The organism is Segatella copri, from assembly GCF_949820605.1.
Lineage (GTDB): Bacteria > Bacteroidota > Bacteroidia > Bacteroidales > Bacteroidaceae > Prevotella.
In genome coordinates this window covers 2,007,304-2,028,111 of sequence record NZ_CATKVU010000006.1, presented here as the reverse complement: position 1 = coordinate 2,028,111, position 20,808 = coordinate 2,007,304, and the positions used below count along the sequence as shown (strand labels likewise).

Sequence of the window (20,808 nt, the reverse complement as noted above, 5' to 3'; positions counted from 1 at the left end):
AAATTGAATTCTTCAGATTCATTATATTCTTTACTTTATCGGGTTTAACACCCATGCGTCGTGAAACACGATGTATGGGTCGATATGTCTTTAATCCTCGTCGTTGAAGTCAACGCTGAAGTTCTTCTTGCCTCCGCGCTTTCCTCCGAAATCACGGCCACCACGTTTGTCGCCCTTGAAGCCACCACGCTTGTCGCCTTTCTCGAAACGCTTTCCGTCGCGCTTGCCACCGAAGTCACGGCCACCCTTGCGGTCGCCCTTGAAGCTGCGGCTGCCACGCTTGTCATCGTCGTCATCATTGCGTCGACCGCCACCGATACGTGAACGGCCGCTCTTATGGAACTCAGCACGCTTCTTCTCGAAGTCTTCCAGACGGTGAGTATGGAACTTGAAAGAACGGATGTCGTCCTCCTCGTTTTCAGTCTCCTCGCTTACACGCTTCTTGAATTCACGCTCCTTCTTGAAACGGTGCTTCTGAGCCATCTCGCTCTTCTCGCGCTCAGTCTTCACAATACCGCCTTCAGAACGGAAGTCCTTCATCTTGCCGTCGAACATCACATACTTGCGGAATTCGCACTCCAAGCTTCCGTTGAATACAGGAATCTTGATAGATGGTTTCAGACCAATCTGCTCGAAGCACTCCTCGCGGTAGCTCAATACCCAAGCCTCGTTGCCGGCAAAAGCCTTCTTGAAGCGCTCACCTATCATCTTGTAGGTGTTCAGGAGGTTAGGGGTAGAGATGCGCTCACCGTATGGAGGGTTCATCACGATGATGCTCTTCTCTGCAGGCTGGGTGAAGTCCTTGAAGTCCTGCTGGGCGATGGTGATGTCCTTGCTAAGACCGGCAGCACGAACGTTGAGATTAGCTGTGTTCACCGCCTTCATATCTACATCATATCCGTAGATGTGGAGCTCGAACTCACGCTCCTGAGAGTCGTCGTTATAAATCGTATCGAAGAGATCCTGGTCGAAATCGTTCCACTTCTCGAAGGCAAACTCCTTGCGGAATACACCTGGAGAGATGTTGCGGGCGATGAGGGCAGCTTCGATGGCGATGGTACCTGAACCACACATCGGGTCGATGAAATCGCATTCGCCCTTCCAGCCTGTCATCAGAATCATACCTGCAGCGAGAACCTCGTTCAGAGGAGCCTCTACCTGCTCCTGACGGTAGCCACGGCGGTGCAGACTCTCACCACTCGAATCGAGACTCAAGGTGGCATTGTCTTCTGCAATGTGGATGTTGAGGCGGATATCCGGGTTAGATACGCTGATATTTGGACGTGTACCCTGCTTCTCGCGGAACCAGTCAACAATCGCATCCTTTACCTTGTAGGTTACGAAGCGTGAGTTGCGGAACTCCTCTGAGTAGACTACTGAGTCAACAGAGAAAGTCTTCTTCACGTCTAAGATGTCATCCCACTTGATCTTCTGGATCTGATCATACACCTCTTCAGCGCTTCTAGCCTTGAAGTGCTTGATAGGCTTTAAGATACGGATGGCTGTGTGCAACTGGAAGTTAGCACGATACATCATTTCCTTGTCGCCTGTGAAAGACACCATGCGGCGACCGATCTGTACATTATTGGCACCCAACTGGGTGAGCTCTTCAGCCAAGACAGGCTCGAGACCCATGAAGGTCTTGGCAATGAGTTCAAATTCCTGTTCCATTATTGAATTCTATATCTAATAAACTTTGTTTTTCTTTTTTATATTTCTTTGTTTTCGGTTTCATATCCTTGGTAACCCATACGTTGGCTCCCACTACGCAGCCTTCTCCGATGGTGATGCGACCGAGGATGGTGGCATTGGCGTAGACGATGACATCATTTTCTAGGATAGGGTGGCGAGGGATTCCCTTGATAGGATTGCCGTCCTTATCGAGAGGGAAACTCTTGGCTCCGAGGGTTACACCCTGGTAGAGTTTCACATTGTCGCCGATGATGCAGGTAGCTCCAATCACCACACCCGTACCGTGGTCGATGGTGAAGTGCTTGCCGATGGTAGCCTCCGGGTTAATATCAATACCGGTTTCCGAATGAGCCAGTTCGGTCATCATTCTCGGAATGAGCGGCACTCCCAGTTCGTGCAGTACGTGGGCTATGCGGTAGTTGGTAATCGCCTTGATGACCGGGTAGCAGGAGATGATTTCTCCGTGACTCATAGCTGCCGGGTCGCCCTCGTAGGCAGCCTCTACATCGGTAGCCAGTATCTTGCGCAGTCTTGGGAAATCCATGATTGCCTTGGCTGCAATCACGCCTGCCTTGGCACGCTGGTGCTGCAGTTCAGCCTGGGTTTCCGTTTCGCAGTCGTTGGCGAAGCAGAGACCGGCGAGAATCTGCTCTGACAGCATCTCATAGAGTTTCTCTACTCTTACTCCAATATGATATTTGATGGTTGAGATATTTACCGAAGAATTGCCGAAATATCCCGGAAAGAGGATAGAACGGGACAAACTGATGATTTCTTCGAGCGCCTTGCCCGAAGGAAGTGGATTCCCGTCTCGATGCTGATGGAAGAGACCCTTCAAAGATTCGGCGCTCGAAAGCTCCTCGATGGTCTCTGTCAGCTGATGAGTTAATGTATCTTTACTCATTTTCTTAATGTCTCAATAAAATTTGAGTGCAAAGATACGATTATTTTCTTGAATGACAAAGAAATAGCTATGGTTTTTTGTATTTTTTAGAGTGATTTTTTGGGGGATGAAAGACGGAAAGACCCATGTACGGTGTTTTACCGTACATGGGTCTGGCTTGTCTTATTTTGCGATGCTGTCCAGGAAGAGGAGCAGTCGGTTGGTGACGTTTACCTCTGAAACACCGGAATCGAAGTCGAGCGATACGAGGTTGAGCGTAGGGAAACGGTCGTGGAGACGTTTCTCGATGCCCTTGGAAATCACGTGGTTAGCGATGCAGCCGAAAGGCTGGAGCGAGATGATATTGTTCACGCCATCACGGATGTAACCTACGATGTCGGCAGGCAGAAGCCAGCCTTCTCCAAACTGGGCTGCGAGCGAAACCAGTCCCTGTACGTCCTTCGCATCATCATAGATATTGGTGAACGGACGGAAGTAGCGGAACTTGCCGGCTGCCTTGTTTACCTGGCGCAATCTTCTGCCTATCAGCGCCTGATAAGCGCCCTTGATGATGAAATCGGGCACTTTGGTGCAACTCAGCCGCATGTGTTTCTGTATCTCTACATTCACAAATTCCTGCAGGAAGAAGGGGGCAAGCAGAGGCGGAACCACCTCTATGCCGCGCGAGATGATGTTCTGCTCCAGGAACTGGTGGGCGAAAGGATTGAACTTCAGGAAGATTTCGCCTACGATTCCTACCTTCGGCAACGTTCTGTCGAGGGTCATCTGGTTGAATTCTTCGGCTGCCTGTTCCAGGAGTCGGATGAGTCCTTTGGCTGAATTCTGGGCGATAGGTCCGTCTATCAGCTGCATATATTTATCGCGCAACTCTCTGGCAATGCCCGGTTTACGCTCTCTTACGATGCAGGCATTGTACATTTCGTTGATTGCATCGCCATAGAAAATGGCGGTAACGATAATCTGACTGTATTTCAGCCAAGGCACATTGAAGCCGTCCTGCTCGTTATAGTCTTGCTTGTCGTCTGTTGAGCCTGATGCTTCGCCTGTTGAGGCTGTTACACCGAGTGTGAGCAGCGGAATGTCCTGGAATCCATTGGAAATCATCGCACGCTTGATGAGACCGGCGTAGTTGGTTGCGCGGCACTGGCCGCCCGTCTGACTCATCACTACCGCCGTATTATTCAGGTCGTATCTGCCTGATTTCAAGGCTTTGATGATGTCGCCGACGATAAGGGTTGCCGGATAACAGACTTCGTTGTTGGCAAACTTCAAACCGAGTTCGGCGCTTACCTCATTGCTCATCGGAAGTACCTCAACATCATAGCCTATCAGTTTCAGGATAGGCGGAATGATAGGGGTGAGGTATTCGGTCATGAAAGGAGCGAGAATCTTGCGATGAATATCCTGCTTGGTGAATACCTTGGTCTGCTGTAAATGTTGAATGTTGAGTGTTGAATGTTGAATTTCTTCAGCTGATGAATTTTTCACTCTTCGTTCTTCACTCTTCACTTCCTTTACTCCCTTCAGGCTTTCTATCAGCGAGCGGACACGGAGTTTCAGGGAGCCGATATTGCTCACATCATCTATCTTCAACAGCGTGAACGGCTTGTTGTGGCGCTTCATGATGTCGCGAATCTCGTCCTGGATAAAACTGTCAGGACCGCAGCCGAAGCTGGTCATCTGGACGAAATGAACCTCATCGCCCTGTTCGGCAGCCCATTGCGCTGCCTTCAGAATGCGGTTCATATACGCCCATTGCTTCACGAGATAAGTTTCTGGCTGACAGTTGTATGCTTCGTTGTTGTCTTGGCTGGCTAAAGCTGCCTCATTTCTTTCTGCCGCCAGATTCTCCAGATTGAAGTCTTTGAAATCTGCAAAGAGATTACCCCGGGCGATGTCTTCGCTGATGACGTTGACTCCCAGATTGGCAATCATCTCGCTCAGCTTGTGCTGAATCAGCGGGTCAGTATGATAAGGACGGCCCGCCAGCAGAATCGTAAGTCCCTTGTTTGGCTTCAGAATCTCCCAGCCCTGTTTTTTTATCTCAGCTGTATATACTGCCTGAGCATAGAGGGCCTCTCTCAGCGCTTTATGGGCAGTCTTCTTGCTTACTCCCAGTTGCTTGAGATAATCGGTAATCTGCTTTTCCAGCGCCTTAGGCTGGGCAAAGTTGATGACGGGCGTATCGATCGGTTTCTTCAGATTGATGACCGACTTGATGACATCGCTGTAGCCCGAAACGACCGGACAGTTGAAGCTGTTCAGCGTATTCTTCGGGTCGTCATTATGTTCATAAACCACGTATGGCATGAGGATGCGGTCAACCTTCGGGTTCTCGTTGAGTTCCTTCAGATGACTGTGAGCCAGTTTAGCCGGGAAGCAGATATTGTCGCTCATCACCGTATTCAAGGCTCCTTCATACTGGCTGAAAGTGGAATCGGAAGAGAGAATCACGCCCAATCCGGCTGCCCGGAGCAGCGCATTCCAGAACGGATATTCCTCGTACATATTGAGGATGCGAGGAATACCTACCCATGTACCGTGAAATGCGGTAGCAGGTTGGTTAACTGTCTCTCTATCAAAGAGTAAACTATATTTGTATTCGTAGATATTCTTGCCTTTTATCCCGTTTGCTCCCTTGTTGTTGAACACACGCTCACACTTGTTTCCGGAGTAGAATCGGTTGCCGCCGGCAAAGGTGTAGCGGGAAACATAACAATGGTTTTCGCAGCCTTTGCATTGCAGCTGTTTGGTTTCATAATGAGCCAGATTCTGGAGATCATCGATGGTTCTTGATGAGGCAGGGTACTCGTCTTCTGCAGATGTGCGATGCTTGTAATCTGCCGCCGCATGAAGGGCACAGCCGTAGGCGCCCATCAGTTCAGGCATGTTGCTTCGTGCCACTTCGGTATGGGTGAGCAACTCAAATGCTCTTACCACCGCATCGTTTCTCATTGTACCACCCTGCACAACGATTTTGCCTCCAAGGTTCTCATTACCATGGAGTTTCAATACCTTATAAAGACAGTTCTTGATGACCGAATAAGAGATTCCGGCAGAAATATCAGCTACAGAAGCGCCCTCTCTGAGCACCTGTTTTACCTTCGTGTTCATGAAGACGGTGCAGCGGGTTCCCAGGTCGCAGGGAGCCTTCGACTGGCAGGCGAGTTGAGCAAAATCGCCTACAGAATAACCCATATTGTTGGCAAAGGTCTGGATGAATGTTCCGCAGCCCGAACTGCACGCCTCGTTGAGTTCCATGCGCACCACAGCCCCTTTCTCCACGAAGATAGCCTTCATGTCCTGTCCGCCGATGTCCAGGATAAAACTCACGTCGGGCATGAGTGAGGCAGCCGCTCTTTCGTGCGCCATTGTTTCGATAATGCCGCTGTCTAGGCCGAAAGCCGCCTTGATGAGTTCTTCGCCGTAACCTGTAGAGCAGGAGCCTACGATTTCCAGTTCAGCACCTCGCAATGCTGCTTCCTGCTTCAGGGCGTTCAGTCCATCCGCTACAGCCTTGATCGGATTTCCCAGATTCAGACGGTAATTGGTAAAGACAATATCTCCAGTAGGCGCCTTCGCATTCACCCTTACCGCAACAATCTTCGTCGTAGTAGAGCCCGAGTCAATACCAATCACAACCTGCTGTTTTCCTTTATTCAGCGGTTGGGTTTCGGTAGCGAATTTCGCCTTTGATTTGAGCCATTCCTGGTGCTCTTTCTCATTCTTGAACAGAGGCAGCAGGCTGCTGGTCCATTCCGTTTGTATTTCTTTTTTCATCCGGCTTCTGAGAACTGATACTGAGGCTGCAGAATCTGCCGATTTAGCCCGGTAAGCACAGCCCAGAGCCGGAATGAGATTGCTGTTTCCGGATACGATGAAATCGTTTGGAGAGAGATGGAGATAATCGCAGAAAGCCTTGCGGAGAGCCGGAAGAAAGGTCAGCGGACCGCCGCAGAGCAGGATAGGAGCCTCGAAGCTGATGCCGTGAGAAAGCGTTACCACCGTCTGTACGGCGATGGAATGGAAGATGCTGGCTGCAATATCTGCTTCGGGCAGATTGCGCGCCATCAGGTTCTGGATGTCGGTCTTGGCGAATACGCCGCAGCGGGCAGCCATCGGATAAACGTGCTCTGCCTTCATCGCCAACTCGCTCATCTTCTGGTTTTCTACGCCCATCAGCACACTCATCTGGTCGATGAAAGCGCCCGTTCCGCCGGCACAGTTGCCGTTCATGCGCAGTTCCATATTTCCGTTTTCCTTGAAGAAGATAACCTTCGCGTCCTCGCCACCAATATCGATGAGCGCTTTCGCCTCAGGATGAGCCGTACGGGCATAGACCGATGCTGCCACCACCTCCTGTACAAACTCCGCCTGGAGCTGTTCGGCAGTAGCCATTCCTACGCTTCCCGTTACGCAGATTCTTGCCTCTGCATCGCCCGTGAGGGCTAAAATCTCATCGAAATATTGTGACACAAGTTCGTTGACACGAGCGTTGTGGCGTTCGTATTTTGAGTAAATTACCCGATTATCGCTGTCGATAACGGCTATTTTGGCTGTCGTAGAGCCAACGTCCAGTCCTATGTAATAAGTCTTCTCCATTTCTCTTATCTCAAGTGTTTTCTTTTATCTTCTAGTATCTTCTTATCTTCTAGTGGCTTTTCCCAAGTTCCATCTGCTCTCTTCTCATATCCCTGAAAGCGCTCCAGGCTATCGGAACCGCTACGGCAAACGAGCAGCAATCTGCCCACATCTGACACATCTCCACGCCCAGCAGTCCGAAGAAATAGGGAAGGATGAAGATGAGCGGAATGAAGAAAAGTCCGCTGCGTGCTGCCGCTACGATGTTGGCTCTCACCGGTTTACGGATGGTCTGCATCAGCATGTTGGTGAGCACGATGCTGGCTACGAGCGGAAAACTGAGCACCTGCCATCGCAAAGCCACCGAACCTACGGCTACAACCGCTGCATCATCGCGGAAGATGCTGATGATGGAAGTTGAGAAGATGAAGCCGAGAAGGGCACAGACGCTGAGGAAAACCGTGCCGCATTTGATGCAGAAAAAGAAGGCTTCCTTTACGCGCCCATAGAGTTTGGCTCCGTAGCAGAATCCGCAGAGCGGCTGGAATCCCTGACCCAGACCGATGACCATCGCATAGGTGAAGAAGGAGATGCGGGTAACGATGCTCATACCTGCAATGGCTGCATCGCCAAACGCACCTGCTGCCACATTGAGCATCAGCGTAGCGATACTTCCCAGTCCCTGTCTTGACAGCGAAGGGGTTCCGCCGAAGATAATCTCCTTGGCAAAGGCGCGGGTAGGGGTGAAATTGCTGAGACGGATGCGGATGTTCTCGCCTTTATGCGTCATCCAGAAGAGCATGGCGCAGCCGAAACACTGGCTGATGAGGGTGGCTACGGCGGCTCCGGTAATGCCCAACTGGAAGTAGAGAATGAGCAGAGGAGCCAGAATCAGATTGAGCAGCACCCCCGACATGATGCCCTTCATCGCATACATCGCATTGCCCTGGAAGCGCATCAGGTTATTCAGCGTAAGCGAGGTGGTCATAAAGGGAGCACCCAGCAGGATAATGCCCAGATAACGCTCTGTATAAGGAAGAATGGTGGGCGTAGAACCCATCAGAAGGCAGAGCGGAGTGAGGAAAAGATGACCCAGAATGGCGATGAGGAGACCGGTAAGAAAACTCAGCACAAAGCCCGTGGCTGCCATCTTCTGTGCCTCTTCCGTATGCTTGGCGCCCAACTGTCGCGAAACATAATTGCCTGCACCATGGCCAAACAAGAAACCAATCGCCTGGATAACAGCCATTGCTGCAAAGGCAACGCCTACCGCTGCCACACTCTGCGTGTTGATGCTGCCCACGAAATAGGTGTCGGCGAGATTGTACATGCTCGTCGACAGCATACTGATAATCGTTGGTATGGCCATCGTAAAAATCACATGATGCACAGGGGCATGAGTGAGGAACGTATAGTTGTCTCTTTTCTCTTTCTTCATAACTTTATGATGCTCTTTTGGGGCATTTCGACCTGCAAAGGTACATAAATATCCACAAAGTTGGACAATTATGAACCAACTTTTATAAATTTATAAGAAAAGAGTTGCATTATTCATAAATTTATTGTATTTTTGTGCCGCAATTGAATATATATACATAAAACAATATACTAATGAATGATGAGATAAGAATCATACCGATAACGACTAAAAAAGGGCTGAAAACCTTCATTCAGTTTCATTATGATCTCTACAGAGACCATAAGTTTGCCATTCCCTTTTTGCGTTTCGACGAGATGAATACGCTGGACCCAAAGAAGAATCCTGCCTTCGAATTCTGCGAGGCACAATACTTTCTGGCGGTTGACAGCGAGGCTCGTATCGTAGGTAGAATTGCTGCCATTATCAACCATCGTGCCAACGAAGAGTGGAACAAGAAGCAGGTTCGCTTCGGCTGGTTCGATTTCGTGGATAATGTAGCGGTTTCCTGTGCCTTGTTGCGCGCAGTAGAAAACTGGGGCAAGAGCAGGGGAATGAACGAATGCGTAGGTCCGCTCGGATTTACGGATATGGACCGTGAAGGCTTGCTCATCGAGGGCTTCGACCGGAAGTCTACGATGTATATCAATTACAATTATCCTTATTACAAGACGCATCTGGAGAGTTATCCGCTCTATGAGAAGGATAACGACTGGCTGGAGTACCGCATCAGGATTCCGGAAGTGACGCCGGCTAAGTTTGCCAAGACTGCCCAGATGATAGAGAGCCGATATAATCTGCATGTTCATAAGTTCACCCGCCGGGAACTGACCTCGGGAGGAATGGGTAGGAAGGTGTTCGAAATAGTGAACGAAACTTATAAGAATCTCTATGATTTCCAGCAGCTTACGGAGAAGCAGATAGATGAATATGTAAATACTTATATCAAGAAGGCTGACTTGAACCTGGTAACGGGTGTGGTAGATGGCAACGCTGGCAACAAACTGGTAGCCTTCGGTGTTTCCTTCCCTTCGTTTACCGATGCGCTGCGCGAGATAGGCGATGGCAAGCTTTTCCCTACGGGTTGGCTAAAGGTGCTGAAGGTTCTGAAGTGGCACAAGACGGATACGGTAGATTTGCTCTTGATTGGTGTTCTTCCGGAATATCGCAAGAAGGGAGCCAATGCGCTTATTTTTGCCGATCTGATAGAGCAGTATCGCCGTTATGGCTTTAAATGGGCTGAGGCAATGCCGCAGATGGAGACCAATACCGGTGTTCAGAGCCAGTGGCAGTATCTGGAGAGCGAACAGCATCGCCGTCATCGCTGCTATAAGAAGAAGATTTAAAAGTCTCTGTTTTGGGCCGTTTAGGCGCAAAAAAAATAGAAAATGGGCTAAAAAGTTAATAAAACTAACTCGCTCTAAATTGGACTTTGATTGAATATCAAGAACTTGGGCGTTTGCCTTTATAATATAGGTAACAATATGGAAACGAGCGGAATTCTGCCCGTTTCTGGGGGGTGTAATTTAAACTGTGTCAAGGCTTGTTCTTAACTTTCATTCCCACTCCCTGCTGGGGGCATGCCCCCAGCAGGGAAGCCTTTTCGGCTGCAAAGTTACATAATTTTAAATCTATCTCCAAATTTTATTGCCAATTGTTGAGAAATTTGTCCCCAATTTGCCAGTGACATAGTCCATTTCTTACGGATGTTGCGGTAAGCTAAGTACACAAGCTTCTCCAAAGAATTATCCGTAGGAAAGACCCCTTTAGTCTTTGTGACCTTTCTTACCTGTCTGTGATACCCCTCAACCGTATTGGTCGTATAAATGAGTTTACGGATGGCTGGAGTATATTGGAAATACTCTGTCAGACGTTCCCAATTGTCACGCCATGACTTGATGACAATTGGGTACATCTCTCCCCACTTAGACTCTAACAGGTCTAAATTAGCAGCAGCGGAGTCTTTGTTTACTGCACCATATACTGTTCTTAAATCCTTGATAAACTCCTTTTGATGCTTACTGCCAACATACTTGATAGAATTGCGTATCTGATGGACAATACAGAGCTGCACAGAACTCTCAGGAAATACGCTTTGGATGGCATCCGGGAAGCCTTTGAGACCATCAATACAACAAATCAAGATGTCTCGAACACCACGGTTCTGAAGATCCGTAAGAACTTCTAGCCAGAAGTTAGCTCCTTCACTCTTAGACACATACATACCTAACAGTTCTTTTTGGCCTTCCTTGTTGATGCCAAGAATGTTGTAAATGGCTCGTGTGACAGCTCTGCCATTCTCATCCTTTACCTTATAATGGATAGCATCAAGCCAGCAAATGGCATATACAGGATCGAGCATGCGAGACTTCCAGGCGGTGATTTCGGGTAATACACGGTCTGTTATAGAGCTGATAGTATCGGCTGATAGAGTTGTGTTGAACTCACGCTCAAAGTAGCTGCTGATGTCACGTGTGCTGGTGCCCATGGCGTACATCTCAATAATCTGGTCTGCCATGCCATTGGCAAGAATAGTCTCACGCTTCTTTACGGTCTCAGGTTGGAAAGTTCCGTCTCGGTCACGAGGAGTCTCTATAGTGACCTCACCATATTTTGTTTGAACCTTCTTACTCATCTTACCATTACGACGATTGCCGGAAGAGCGTTCCTCTTCACTTAAATGAGCGTCCATCTCACCTTCGAGAGCTGAGTTGAGAATACGCTCTAACAATGGAGCTAATGCTCCGTCCTTGCCAAATAAGGCTTCACCACTACGCAACTGCTGAGCTGCTTTCTTGTAATCAATTTCTAAGTTGTCCATAATATAAAAACTGTGTTAAACTACTTTTATTGTAGCTTGACACAGTTTAGTTTACACTCTCCGTTTCTGTATTTTTCAATAACCAAAGAACGCCTCAATTCGGGGACAAAGATACTATATTTTTCTAAATATCCCATAACATGGTCTATGACCACAATTTGGTCGGCATTCTTCACCGTACTTAGGCGATGAGCCACAATCACAACCGTCTTGCCCTTATAGAATTTATTCAAGTTCTCCACGATGCTCCTCTCGTTGTTGGCATCAAGCGAGTTGGTCGCCTCGTCAAGGAAGATATAGTCAGGATTCTTATAATAGGTTCTGCTGTGTCCAAGATAAATCTTAAGTTCCGAATTACTTTGTTCACCACCCATAATTTTAACTTGCTGAACCTCGTTCAACAAATCCGTCACATTAACTTTTCCATTGTCTAAATATATTTAATTACACGTTGGACTATAAAAGTCCCTTACCTTTTTTATTTTCATTCATAAACAATTCCTTATATTCATTTCGATGAGTTTTCTTTCTATTGTCCAAACGAAAGCGAACACGCAATAACAAAGTATTGTCATAAGTTCTCATAGATTGTCTTTTTTGTATATCCATAAAGTCTGTGCTAATCACAGACTTTTGCTCTCGCCTTATTCCAAAACGAAATGGTGGAATATACATAAGTGACACACTTACCCGGTTTTTCCAAAACATTTTATTTACTGCAGCCTGCCACAAATCCTGTCCATAATGCTCCCATCCATCAAGTAGCGGATTCTTTATCATCTGATGTCTATATTCTAATGAAAAATTTGTTCTCATTTTATCACTCCACCAACTCAAAGTACTAAGATATGACAAATTAGAGCATTTATTATTCAACCTATCCAGATATACCTTTAAAATCTGTCCACTTATCGTATTTTCCCATGTCAGATTTTTCAAGATATCCCAACTATATGATACCCATAAGCCAAATCCTTTCTTGTTGGCATTAGCAAAGGTTTGGACATAGGTATTATCCGTTTCCTTATTATATAGTTGTTCAATACTATTATGCTCATATTCATATAGTCCACCCACTTGTAGCTTGTCCCAAAACGTCCCCATTATAGAAAAGCTATGACTTGTCGAAGCTTTTAGGCTAGGATTGCCCTGTGACTTCAACCATGTATCTACAGATGTCTTATTCGTAGACAACTGATATAGCTTAGGAGCCGCAACAGTTGTTTGATAATCTAACGAAAGTTGCATATTGTCATTTGGAACAAAAGATACAGACACTTGAGGCAAAAGTATCCACTTCTTCCAATTTGTTTCCATCCCTGTTTGGGAGACATATCCCAAGCCTGTTCCCAAATGAGCTAAAAGTCTTTCCGACATCTTGTAATCAAAATAAGTATAGAACACTTGATGGTTATTTGCATTTTCCAAAAGACTCAACCATTGTTCTGCATCACTTACCTCATACTTACAAAAAGAGCCTATATAACCAAAGTTAAAGGATAACGCATCTGTCATCTGACTTTTGGCATCAAACTCTCCATGAATATAACGCTTACTATTCTTACTATATAGCGAAGATGTCAACAATCCATTTTCCAAGAATGTATTTCTTTGTTTACCAGACAAATACTCTACACCAAGAGATGCATACACATTCAACTTATCAAGCATGGAATTTTTATAAATCACATAAGACTTTATGTCTGAAGATTTCAAACTTTCAGCATTTTGCTCATCAATAGAAGCAATTTTCCCCGTAGATAGCCATTGAGTACCTGTATATTTTTGCTCATCAAAATTTGAATTCCATTCATAATTACCACTTACTGCTATTTGTTGTTTCTTACCGATTCTCCAATTTAAATTAGCAGCTACATTGTGAGTAACATTACCTTTGTGTTCATTCGGCTCATCCTCAAAAGTATCAAATATTTTTTGAGTTACTACACCAGCATATTGTTTTGAATATGCAACAGGATAGTTCCAATGAATTGTCGCCATACCGTACCCTGCATTGAAATCTATATTCTTGTTTGAATATAGATATCTCATATTAGGTTGTTCATTAGCGATAATATTGTTACCATTTTCCGGAGACACAATAGTAAAATTATTAAATGCAATAGCACTTCCCTTATAATCATCTTTCAAAGCTATGCGAATTGTGTAATGATAGCCTAATATCTTATATCTAGCCGAAGGAAGCCTTACTACTTCTATTTTTGCCACATCCGTAGGAGCCAATGCCTGGAGATAGTCCTTGGAAGCAGGCACACCATTCACTTCAATTATTACTTTTGCATCCGAATAAACAGATATAGCATTAGCCAATTTATTGTAATCTACACCTGGTAATTTCGCCAACAAGTCATACACAGACATAGTTCCCTTTCGAATATCTGGATTTATATAATAGACATCCGAATACAGATTATGCTTCTTAGCTTTTACCACAACCTCGTTGAGAGTGACAGACTTAACAGTGTCTATTCTTATAGAATCTTGTCCCAAACAAACATTGCTGCTATTCAGGACAAAAAGAAGAACACATATTATCAACTTCATTTCACTTATCTTCTTTTGTTATACAATAACATCTAATATCATTTTGAAAATGAGCATCATGGGAAATCCGTTGTTAAACATAAGCTAAAGATTGACATCAAATGTCACTTTAGTATACACATTGCCTTTGCGTAGATATATCGAATATTTGCCATAAGGCCCATAGAGTTCATTTGGAGACTTACGCAAAGCCACTTTCAAATGTCCATTAGACAGACTTATTGCAAAGTCTTCACTCTTTCCGAAAAAACAATATTCTTCTGCACCAAGAGCATCAAACGACAATTGGTCGTCTAGTCCAAACAAGTTACCTATGTTAGTATCTTTTTGAGGCAATTCATTTTCATTAGACCAAGACGACATATATTCTACGACAGCGCCAATTTTGCCAGTTTCTTTCTCTAAGAAAGAAGATACCACAAACTGATAATATTTGCATCCTATCTCATATGCATTCTTATGAGAAGGAAAAGTCAAAACATTTTCGGTATTACAACATGCATACCGGTGATTTGGCAATACGCTTGTTTCGTTTGACAAGTTATCCAAATTTGGCATCGTCTTACTCGGGAAACTTGAAGAGATTCCCAAATCAACTACTTGCCAACTATCAGACCGGAAATTCATCGAGCCGTTTATATAAACTCCCGTTTCACCTAACAGGGTCTTGCCATGATTCTCATCGAGCATATTCAGTGAGGGAAAAGATACCTGTGAAGTTTCATCTTCACTGCAACTTGTAGCAAACAGAGTAATGCACAAACTCAATGCCAACAAAACAAACATTTTTACATTCTTCATAACCTTGCCATTTAAATTGTTATTAATCACGGCTGCAAAATTACCCGTTTTTCCAATACATTCCTAATAAACCAGGTCTATTTCATTAACATCTCACATATTGCATATAATTCTAAGATCTAAGCACTTACAGTTGCCGCCTTGATTTTCGAGGTCTAAAAAACGCCATATAGCCCCTATCTCTAGAAGTTTTCTATGTAGTTACGAAGCGAAAAATGCTCATTTTTAATGCCAACCTTATCCTTGTACAAGAACAATTTTTGCTTAATTGCTTTCTCGCTAATACAATAGATAGAAGCCAACGCTTTTTGCGACAGCTTTAAACGCAACAGCATCATTAGACGTAAATCGGTCTTAGATAAATTCGGATGTTTTTGCTTGAGTCGTTTTACAAATAGGTTTTCCACACTATTTAAAAACACCTCCAATTCGTCCCAATCACTCTCTGGCAACACAATGTGTTTATTCTCATTTGGAACTATCGAATTTAATTTTTCTACAACATCTATTTTCTTTTGTAAATAATTACGCATCACAGATAGTTGAATCTCTTTATGCGAAAGTTCCTCTTGGTGTATTTTTTCCTGCATTTGTTGCTTTTGGAGAAGAACCTCTCTTTCATGCTCCATACGTAGTTTTATCTGGTGCTTATATGATTTATAAACATATAAAATAAATATGACTACTATAAAACACAATAAGACAATCAAACTAAATACCCACTGCTGCATTTCTGCTTTACCTTGCATTTTTGCCCTTTCACTTTCTTTCTTCAAAAAAGAAGAATAATAGTAAATCTTGGCTTTGGATGCTGTCCGGTACATATCCTCCAAATAATGGTACGCCGAATCGCTAAAACTTTTAGCAGACTTGAAATCATGCGCTTTCATAGCTGCTTGACTTTGAAAATAAAACACAGAATAGCGGTCTTCTGCTGTTTTTGGCATTGCTTGTTTTAATAAACTAAAGGCTTGGTTTAACGAATCTACAGAGATATAAGCAGAAGCAAATGTCAACAGACAAGAGAATCTATTTGCTGCATTCAAGTCATAAGCCAATCGTGCATAATATAAACAACTATCTTTTTCACCCATCTCCTTAAATGTACTAGCTAGATCTTGCCTTACATAAGACAACAAGTAGCTATCGCCAGCTTTCATTGCCATTCTATATGCTTTTCTCTCTTCTTCTAAAGCATGCTGCACGCTATCAACATAAAAGAAGTTCTCACCCAATCTCAAACGTGCTGCCACCTTATTATATATAGTAACATTTGCCATAGAATCATACATCTTCACCAAAGCTTTAGCATAGTTCAAAGCTTTGTAAGGTGCCAGCTGTTCTTCTACTTCAATCAGCTTATCCAATGCCAAGCATTTTAAATTCATATTATGGAGGCTGTCAGATATGGAATACGACTTTTCCAGGCAACTCTTTGCCTGCTCCATACTATCATTCAGCAGAAAGCATTTTCCCATATAATACAAGGATGAAGCATAAAGAGAATCTTCTTGGTGACCCTCATACCAATCATACGCTATGCGAATCAAGGAATCGTTATCTACATCCAAGCCCGACTTATCTTGTGCCATATAATAAATGAGGGCATACTTCGCCATATCTTTATCTGAGAGTTTACCTTGATTGATACGGTTCAAAAAGGCCAAGGCACTATCAGGCTTAGACTCTGCCAACGTATAAGCTAAGTCTAACTCTCTCTTATGACTTTGATGACATGATACCAACACCGAAAGCATCATAAAAAACAATATCGTAAACGAAATACTTCTTCCCATATTTAGTATAATTACATTCTGGGCGCAAAAATACAAAATATTTTTCAATATTAGAACTAAATACAGTCTAAAATACAAAGTCTGCAGAAAAACACAATACAACTGATTATCAGGTATATGTATTCTATTTATAATAAAATGGGGTCTAAATAATAGTAGTATTTTCGCATTATCAACCGTTCTGCATCAGGTAAAAGAGTCTTGCGTTTGGCTGCGTTAGAGCTTTATGTTAGCGAATCTAACTCATAGTTTTGTGGTTCTCAACTCATAGTTTTCCGGTTAGCAACTCATAGCTTTCCGGTTGAAAAAATTAAGAATGCATCGCGATATGATGAAAAATGGCTGTTTTTTCCGTCGCGATGCATTATTTTTTCCGTCGCGACGCAAAATTATTTCCGTCGCGACGCACCAATTCTTCCGTCGCGACGCATTAATTGTCCCCTCGTGAGGCGTCATTGAAGCCTCCTGCTGGTCATCATTTAAGCCTCTTATCGGTCTTAATATAAGGCACTTATCTGTCTTAATATAAGGCACTCGTCAAGATAAAAAGATGTGCTCTGGAAAGAGAAAATTAAGATGGGGGTTAACAGGTTAACAGTTAACACCCCAAAAATGCATACTTCCATCCACACACTTATATAAAAATAAGTATATATATATATTATTATATAATAAGGTACGCGAGGGGAACTATGCAAAAAACAGCTGTTAACTGTTAACCCTGTTAACCCCCCAATGAAAAGTTGATAGTTAAATATAATATTCTGCCGAATCAACCAAACCGGCTCTCAGCGCATATTTCGTAGCCTCGTGAACGTTGTTTACGCCCAGCTTGCGGAAGATGTTCTTGCGGTGGGTATTGACCGTATGGAAGCTGGAAAAGCGCTTCTCGGCTATTTCTTTCGTCGTCATTCCCAGCGCAATGTCCTTCAGAATCTCTGTCTCGGTCTTGGTGAGGTTAATTTTCTCCTGCTCCTCCTGTTTCGGAGCCAGAAGAACCTCCATCATGCGCTGGCAGACAAAACGGTTGCTTGCCACACAAAAACGTATCGCCTCCTTGAGTTCCATTAGCGAACACTCCTTCAGCACTACGCTGAACTGCGTACTGCTGGCGATGAGAATCTTAACGAAATCGGTACTTAAATCCTCACTGAACAGTAGCCAGCGCGTGTATGGGAAACGCTGGTTTAAAATAAGTAACTCGGCAGCATCATTGATGTCGAAAAGGGTGTAGTCGAGTATTACGACCGTATCCTCATTCTCCCTCAAGGCAAGCAGCAGGTCTGCCTTGTCTTCGACGGTCCGGGTTTCCAACCCCTCCATCTTACTGATCACATAGCTCAATCCGGCTCTTGTAATATCCTGTTTGTCTGCTAATAGAATCTTCATTGTGTTTACTCTCTTATATGTTGTTTATATATGTACGCAGATGCCTTGATGCAATAAAAAAACTGCATCAAGGCATCTTTTTTTCTTATTAGAATGACATGAGGAAGCCCATACGGATGCCCCATTTTGAGATGTTTGCATGGTCATAATAGTTGAGGCGGCGAACATAATCGATTCCGAAGAACTTGAAGATGTTGTGCACGCCGGCTACAAACTCCCAGTATGGCGTCTTGCCAAAGGTATAGGAGTTGGTAGGGAATTTGAAGAGCTTCTCATCATTGAGGTTCTTGCCCGGGTCGTTCTTGCTGGTCAAATCGCCCCAAACACCCTTGATGGCTACATATTCACGCCACTTCAGCTTCTTGATGAGCGGAATGCGGTTGAGCAGCTTGCCGTTCATATCCCAGGCTACTGACCAGAACAGCTGGCGGTCGCTCAGGAACTCCCAGTCCTTCATCATGCTGATGGTTGCCTCCTGCTCAAAGATAGAGAGGTTGACCGGTGGCTGGATGAGCATGGTGAAAGGCACTTTGCTCCACTGCGCCTTGCCCACGATGTTGAAATCCATATAACCGAAGCTTCCCAGCCACTGGCGCTTGTAAATGCCCAGCGTGGTGAGGTTGCTCTGATACTGGCCGCCCATGAATCCGTCTAAGCCCATGGTGTGGCGAAGCGAGATCTCAGGACTGTCGAGGTTGATAGGCAGGCGCTGCTGCTTGGTGTTGACATAGGTGACACCTGGGTTGTAATCTAAGCCTACACTCGCCTCTGTGGTGCGTATCTTGCGTATTTCCTCACCGTTGCTCACCCTGTAGTAGTGGAGATTGCCCACGGTGCGGTTGCTCTGCCAGCGGAGGCTGGTGTCGAAGCGGAAACCCCAGTCGGTTTCGTAGGTGAAGGTCACCTTCTGGCGGTGATACTGATACATCTGGTCCTGCGTAGTGGCACGGAGGGTCATGAAGAAGTTGTCCTTGTTGTGCAGCAGGTTATCATCGGATGGAGATGTAATATCATGCCCCAGTTCGAAGGTAAGCTTGCGCATCGGGAACTCGAACGGACTGTTCTTCTTCTTGTTGAACGAATAGGTGAGCACATGGCCGTAATACCACTTGTTGCTCTTCAGACCATAGGCGCCGTAACCATCCCAGAAGAAGTGTGGGTTGAGGGCTGCCATCGTTCTGCCCGCCAGGCGCAGGCGCACACCGTCTACGTAGTTGTTGGAGAGGAACGTGTTGATAGGTCCGAGGTCGAAGAGACTGCGGCGGTCGTTGATGATGCTGTCTCTTTCAACGCCCAGACTGTCTTTCACCGTTACCTTTTTACCCTTGGTATGAGCCACTTCCACATAGTTCTCCATCAGGGCTCTCACACCGAAGATGATGTATTTGAATCCCTTGGAGTTCTCCATGCGGTGGATAAAGCTGTCCATCGACGATTCGCTCTTCGTGAGGCCCACCTGCCGGTATTTGTTCCAGTAAGCCTCATCGCGGTTCATCGCGTCCATATCGTGCCTGATCTTCGCCTTGCCCTTGAAGAGCTGCTTCGGCAAGGCATCGAAGGCATAATCGGTGATTCGCGTGTTTCGCACCACCAGCAGGTCTTGAAGGAGCTTGTTGACGTGCAGTTCGGCTATCATATCGTCTTTAGAGAGTACCCACTCGCCGTTGTCGAGCTTGGTGTACTCCTGTTCAATCTTCATGTCAGTAACCCAGTTTACATCGCTGTTGTGAGGCATGTAGAGGTTACATTTCTTCACGTGCAGGCTGCTGTCGGCAAGCACATAGAGTTCGCCTCGGAATCCGAAGTCCTGGCTGTTGGCTGGGATAAACTGCAGATGGTAGCACAGGTCTCTTTCCACATACACCGTATCTTCGATGTAATAATGGTAGAAGCTGATGGCTGTTCTACCGATAGGAGACGGGAAGGGATACTGCAGCAGGCGCACGTAATCATCGTAGATGTCCACATCGGTGAACACCTCTTTCAGGGCGGTGTTGAGAATCTCTCCAGTCTGGATTACCTGTCCGATTCCATTGCTCTGCTGACCCTTGATGATGTCCTTTTCGGTCTTCGGATCTTTGCGGTAAATATGCTGTGAAACAGTCTCGTCGATGCTGACAGGCAGGGTGAGCTTTCCGTTGTACGGAGAGGTTTCTACCTGGTCGAGGAGATACTGGCGGCGCTGGAAGAACTTGCTCTCGAGCTGTTCTTTCTTCAGGTCGTTGAGCGCGAGTGTAATCTTCTGATACTTATCATATTGCACATAGTCGTGGTTGCTCAGATCGCTCTTTTTCTTGGCAGCAATCACGCGCCGCATCAGTTCTACGGCAGGATTATCCTTACGCTTGTAGCGGCCTTTTTTCGATTTCACCACCACTTCGGTAAGTTTGTGCGTATCGTCTTTCAGTTTGATTTCCAGAAAGTTGGTCTTTTCGTCAACCTTCACCGATGTGCTCTTGTAGCTCAGTGCGCTTACGGTGAGCATGAGTCCCGGCTTCTTATCAATGGTAAACTTACCTTCTCCGTTGCTGGAAACCGCGATTTTATGTCCTTTGTATTGCACGCTTGCATACGGTACGGCAAAACCGTCGTCATCGATGACACGGCCTGTTATCTTCTGCTGAGCCATCATCTGAAGCGTAGAAATCATCAGAAGGATGACTGTAAAATATAACTTTTTAATACCTTTCATTTTTTATACCTTATTATATATAGGGGCTCTCCGCCCATGATTTAATCTATTATCTGTCAAATTCCTCACCCCACATGCCCCGCAAGAGCCGAAGTTTGAGAATGCTTTATTGGCTTTCAGGATGCAAAGTTATAACATTATTCGTAAATA

11 protein-coding genes and 1 pseudogene are annotated in these 20,808 nt (G+C 45.3%); 1 reads left to right on the top strand and 11 read right to left on the bottom strand.

Annotated features, from left to right (window positions below; genetic code table 11):
* Window positions 1-90: 90 nt before the first annotated feature.
* The 4 genes from RCO84_RS09615 to RCO84_RS09600 form a co-directional block, all read right to left on the bottom strand.
* On the bottom strand, window positions 91-1,671 hold the full coding sequence (locus RCO84_RS09615) for a THUMP domain-containing protein (protein ID WP_317584895.1): 1,581 nt from the start codon (window positions 1,669-1,671) through the stop codon (window positions 91-93).
* Entirely contained in the window at window positions 1,655-2,596 is a 942-nt protein-coding gene (locus RCO84_RS09610) for a serine O-acetyltransferase (RefSeq protein WP_287860900.1), read from the bottom strand. Before RCO84_RS09610 ends, RCO84_RS09615 begins: the two co-directional genes overlap by 17 nt.
* 162 nt (window positions 2,597-2,758) lie before the next feature.
* Window positions 2,759-7,198: an acyl-CoA dehydratase activase-related protein gene (locus RCO84_RS09605; protein ID WP_317584893.1), complete on the bottom strand. Its 4,440-nt coding sequence runs from the start codon at window positions 7,196-7,198 to the stop codon at window positions 2,759-2,761.
* Window positions 7,199-7,247: 49 nt separating this feature from the next.
* Window positions 7,248-8,615: an MATE family efflux transporter gene (locus tag RCO84_RS09600; RefSeq protein WP_287798338.1), complete on the bottom strand. Its 1,368-nt coding sequence runs from the start codon at window positions 8,613-8,615 to the stop codon at window positions 7,248-7,250.
* 173 nt (window positions 8,616-8,788) lie between these two features.
* On the opposite strand from RCO84_RS09600, the gene RCO84_RS09595 reads away from it, so the two are divergent.
* Complete coding sequence (locus RCO84_RS09595; protein WP_287860905.1) at window positions 8,789-9,940, top strand: N-acetyltransferase; 1,152 nt, start codon at window positions 8,789-8,791, stop codon at window positions 9,938-9,940.
* A 269-nt stretch (window positions 9,941-10,209) separates the two neighbouring features.
* Here RCO84_RS09595 and RCO84_RS09590 read toward each other — a convergent pair whose 3' ends face one another.
* The 7 genes and pseudogenes from RCO84_RS09590 to RCO84_RS09560 form a co-directional block, all read right to left on the bottom strand.
* A complete protein-coding gene (locus RCO84_RS09590) occupies window positions 10,210-11,415 on the bottom strand; it encodes an IS256 family transposase (protein WP_287870909.1) in 1,206 nt (401 codons plus the stop codon).
* Window positions 11,416-11,558: 143 nt separating this feature from the next.
* A pseudogene (locus tag RCO84_RS16940) lies at window positions 11,559-11,741 on the bottom strand (multidrug ABC transporter permease); the annotation flags it as partial.
* Between the two features lie 130 nt (window positions 11,742-11,871).
* Window positions 11,872-13,980 carry a TonB-dependent receptor plug domain-containing protein gene (locus tag RCO84_RS09580; protein WP_317584890.1) on the bottom strand — a complete coding sequence of 703 codons (2,109 nt, stop codon included), beginning with the start codon at window positions 13,978-13,980 and terminating at the stop codon, window positions 11,872-11,874.
* An 84-nt stretch (window positions 13,981-14,064) separates the two neighbouring features.
* On the bottom strand, window positions 14,065-14,781 hold the full coding sequence (locus tag RCO84_RS09575) for a DUF5036 family protein (RefSeq protein ID WP_144154182.1): 717 nt from the start codon (window positions 14,779-14,781) through the stop codon (window positions 14,065-14,067).
* A gap of 182 nt (window positions 14,782-14,963) precedes the next feature.
* Window positions 14,964-16,577, bottom strand: a complete 1,614-nt coding sequence (locus tag RCO84_RS09570) for a hypothetical protein (protein WP_317584889.1) — start codon at window positions 16,575-16,577, stop codon at window positions 14,964-14,966.
* 750 nt (window positions 16,578-17,327) lie between these two features.
* Complete coding sequence (locus RCO84_RS09565) at window positions 17,328-17,966, bottom strand: response regulator transcription factor (RefSeq protein WP_287840135.1); 639 nt, start codon at window positions 17,964-17,966, stop codon at window positions 17,328-17,330.
* Window positions 17,967-18,054: 88 nt separating this feature from the next.
* The gene (locus RCO84_RS09560) at window positions 18,055-20,658 is read right to left on the bottom strand and encodes a DUF5686 and carboxypeptidase-like regulatory domain-containing protein (protein WP_260849711.1); all 2,604 of its coding nucleotides are present in this window, start codon (window positions 20,656-20,658) and stop codon (window positions 18,055-18,057) included.
* Between the last annotated feature and the right edge of the window lie 150 nt (window positions 20,659-20,808).

Bases quoted from the DNA above. Each gene is read 5' to 3' on its own strand.
- RCO84_RS09610 (WP_287860900.1), bottom strand. From the start codon at position 2,596: ATGAGTAAAGATACATTAACTCATCAGCTGACAGAGACCATCGAGGAG.
- RCO84_RS09560 (WP_260849711.1), bottom strand. From the start codon at position 20,658: ATGAAAGGTATTAAAAAGTTATATTTTACAGTCATCCTTCTGATGATT.
- RCO84_RS09615 (WP_317584895.1), bottom strand. From the start codon at position 1,671: ATGGAACAGGAATTTGAACTCATTGCCAAGACCTTCATGGGTCTCGAG.
- RCO84_RS09580 (WP_317584890.1), bottom strand. From the start codon at position 13,980: ATGAAGTTGATAATATGTGTTCTTCTTTTTGTCCTGAATAGCAGCAAT.
- RCO84_RS09565 (WP_287840135.1), bottom strand. From the start codon at position 17,966: ATGAAGATTCTATTAGCAGACAAACAGGATATTACAAGAGCCGGATTG.
- RCO84_RS09605 (WP_317584893.1), bottom strand. From the start codon at position 7,198: ATGGAGAAGACTTATTACATAGGACTGGACGTTGGCTCTACGACAGCC.
- RCO84_RS09590 (WP_287870909.1), bottom strand. From the start codon at position 11,415: ATGGACAACTTAGAAATTGATTACAAGAAAGCAGCTCAGCAGTTGCGT.
- RCO84_RS09595 (WP_287860905.1), top strand. From the start codon at position 8,789: ATGAATGATGAGATAAGAATCATACCGATAACGACTAAAAAAGGGCTG.
- RCO84_RS09600 (WP_287798338.1), bottom strand. From the start codon at position 8,615: ATGAAGAAAGAGAAAAGAGACAACTATACGTTCCTCACTCATGCCCCT.
- RCO84_RS09575 (WP_144154182.1), bottom strand. From the start codon at position 14,781: ATGAAGAATGTAAAAATGTTTGTTTTGTTGGCATTGAGTTTGTGCATT.
- RCO84_RS09570 (WP_317584889.1), bottom strand. From the start codon at position 16,577: ATGGGAAGAAGTATTTCGTTTACGATATTGTTTTTTATGATGCTTTCG.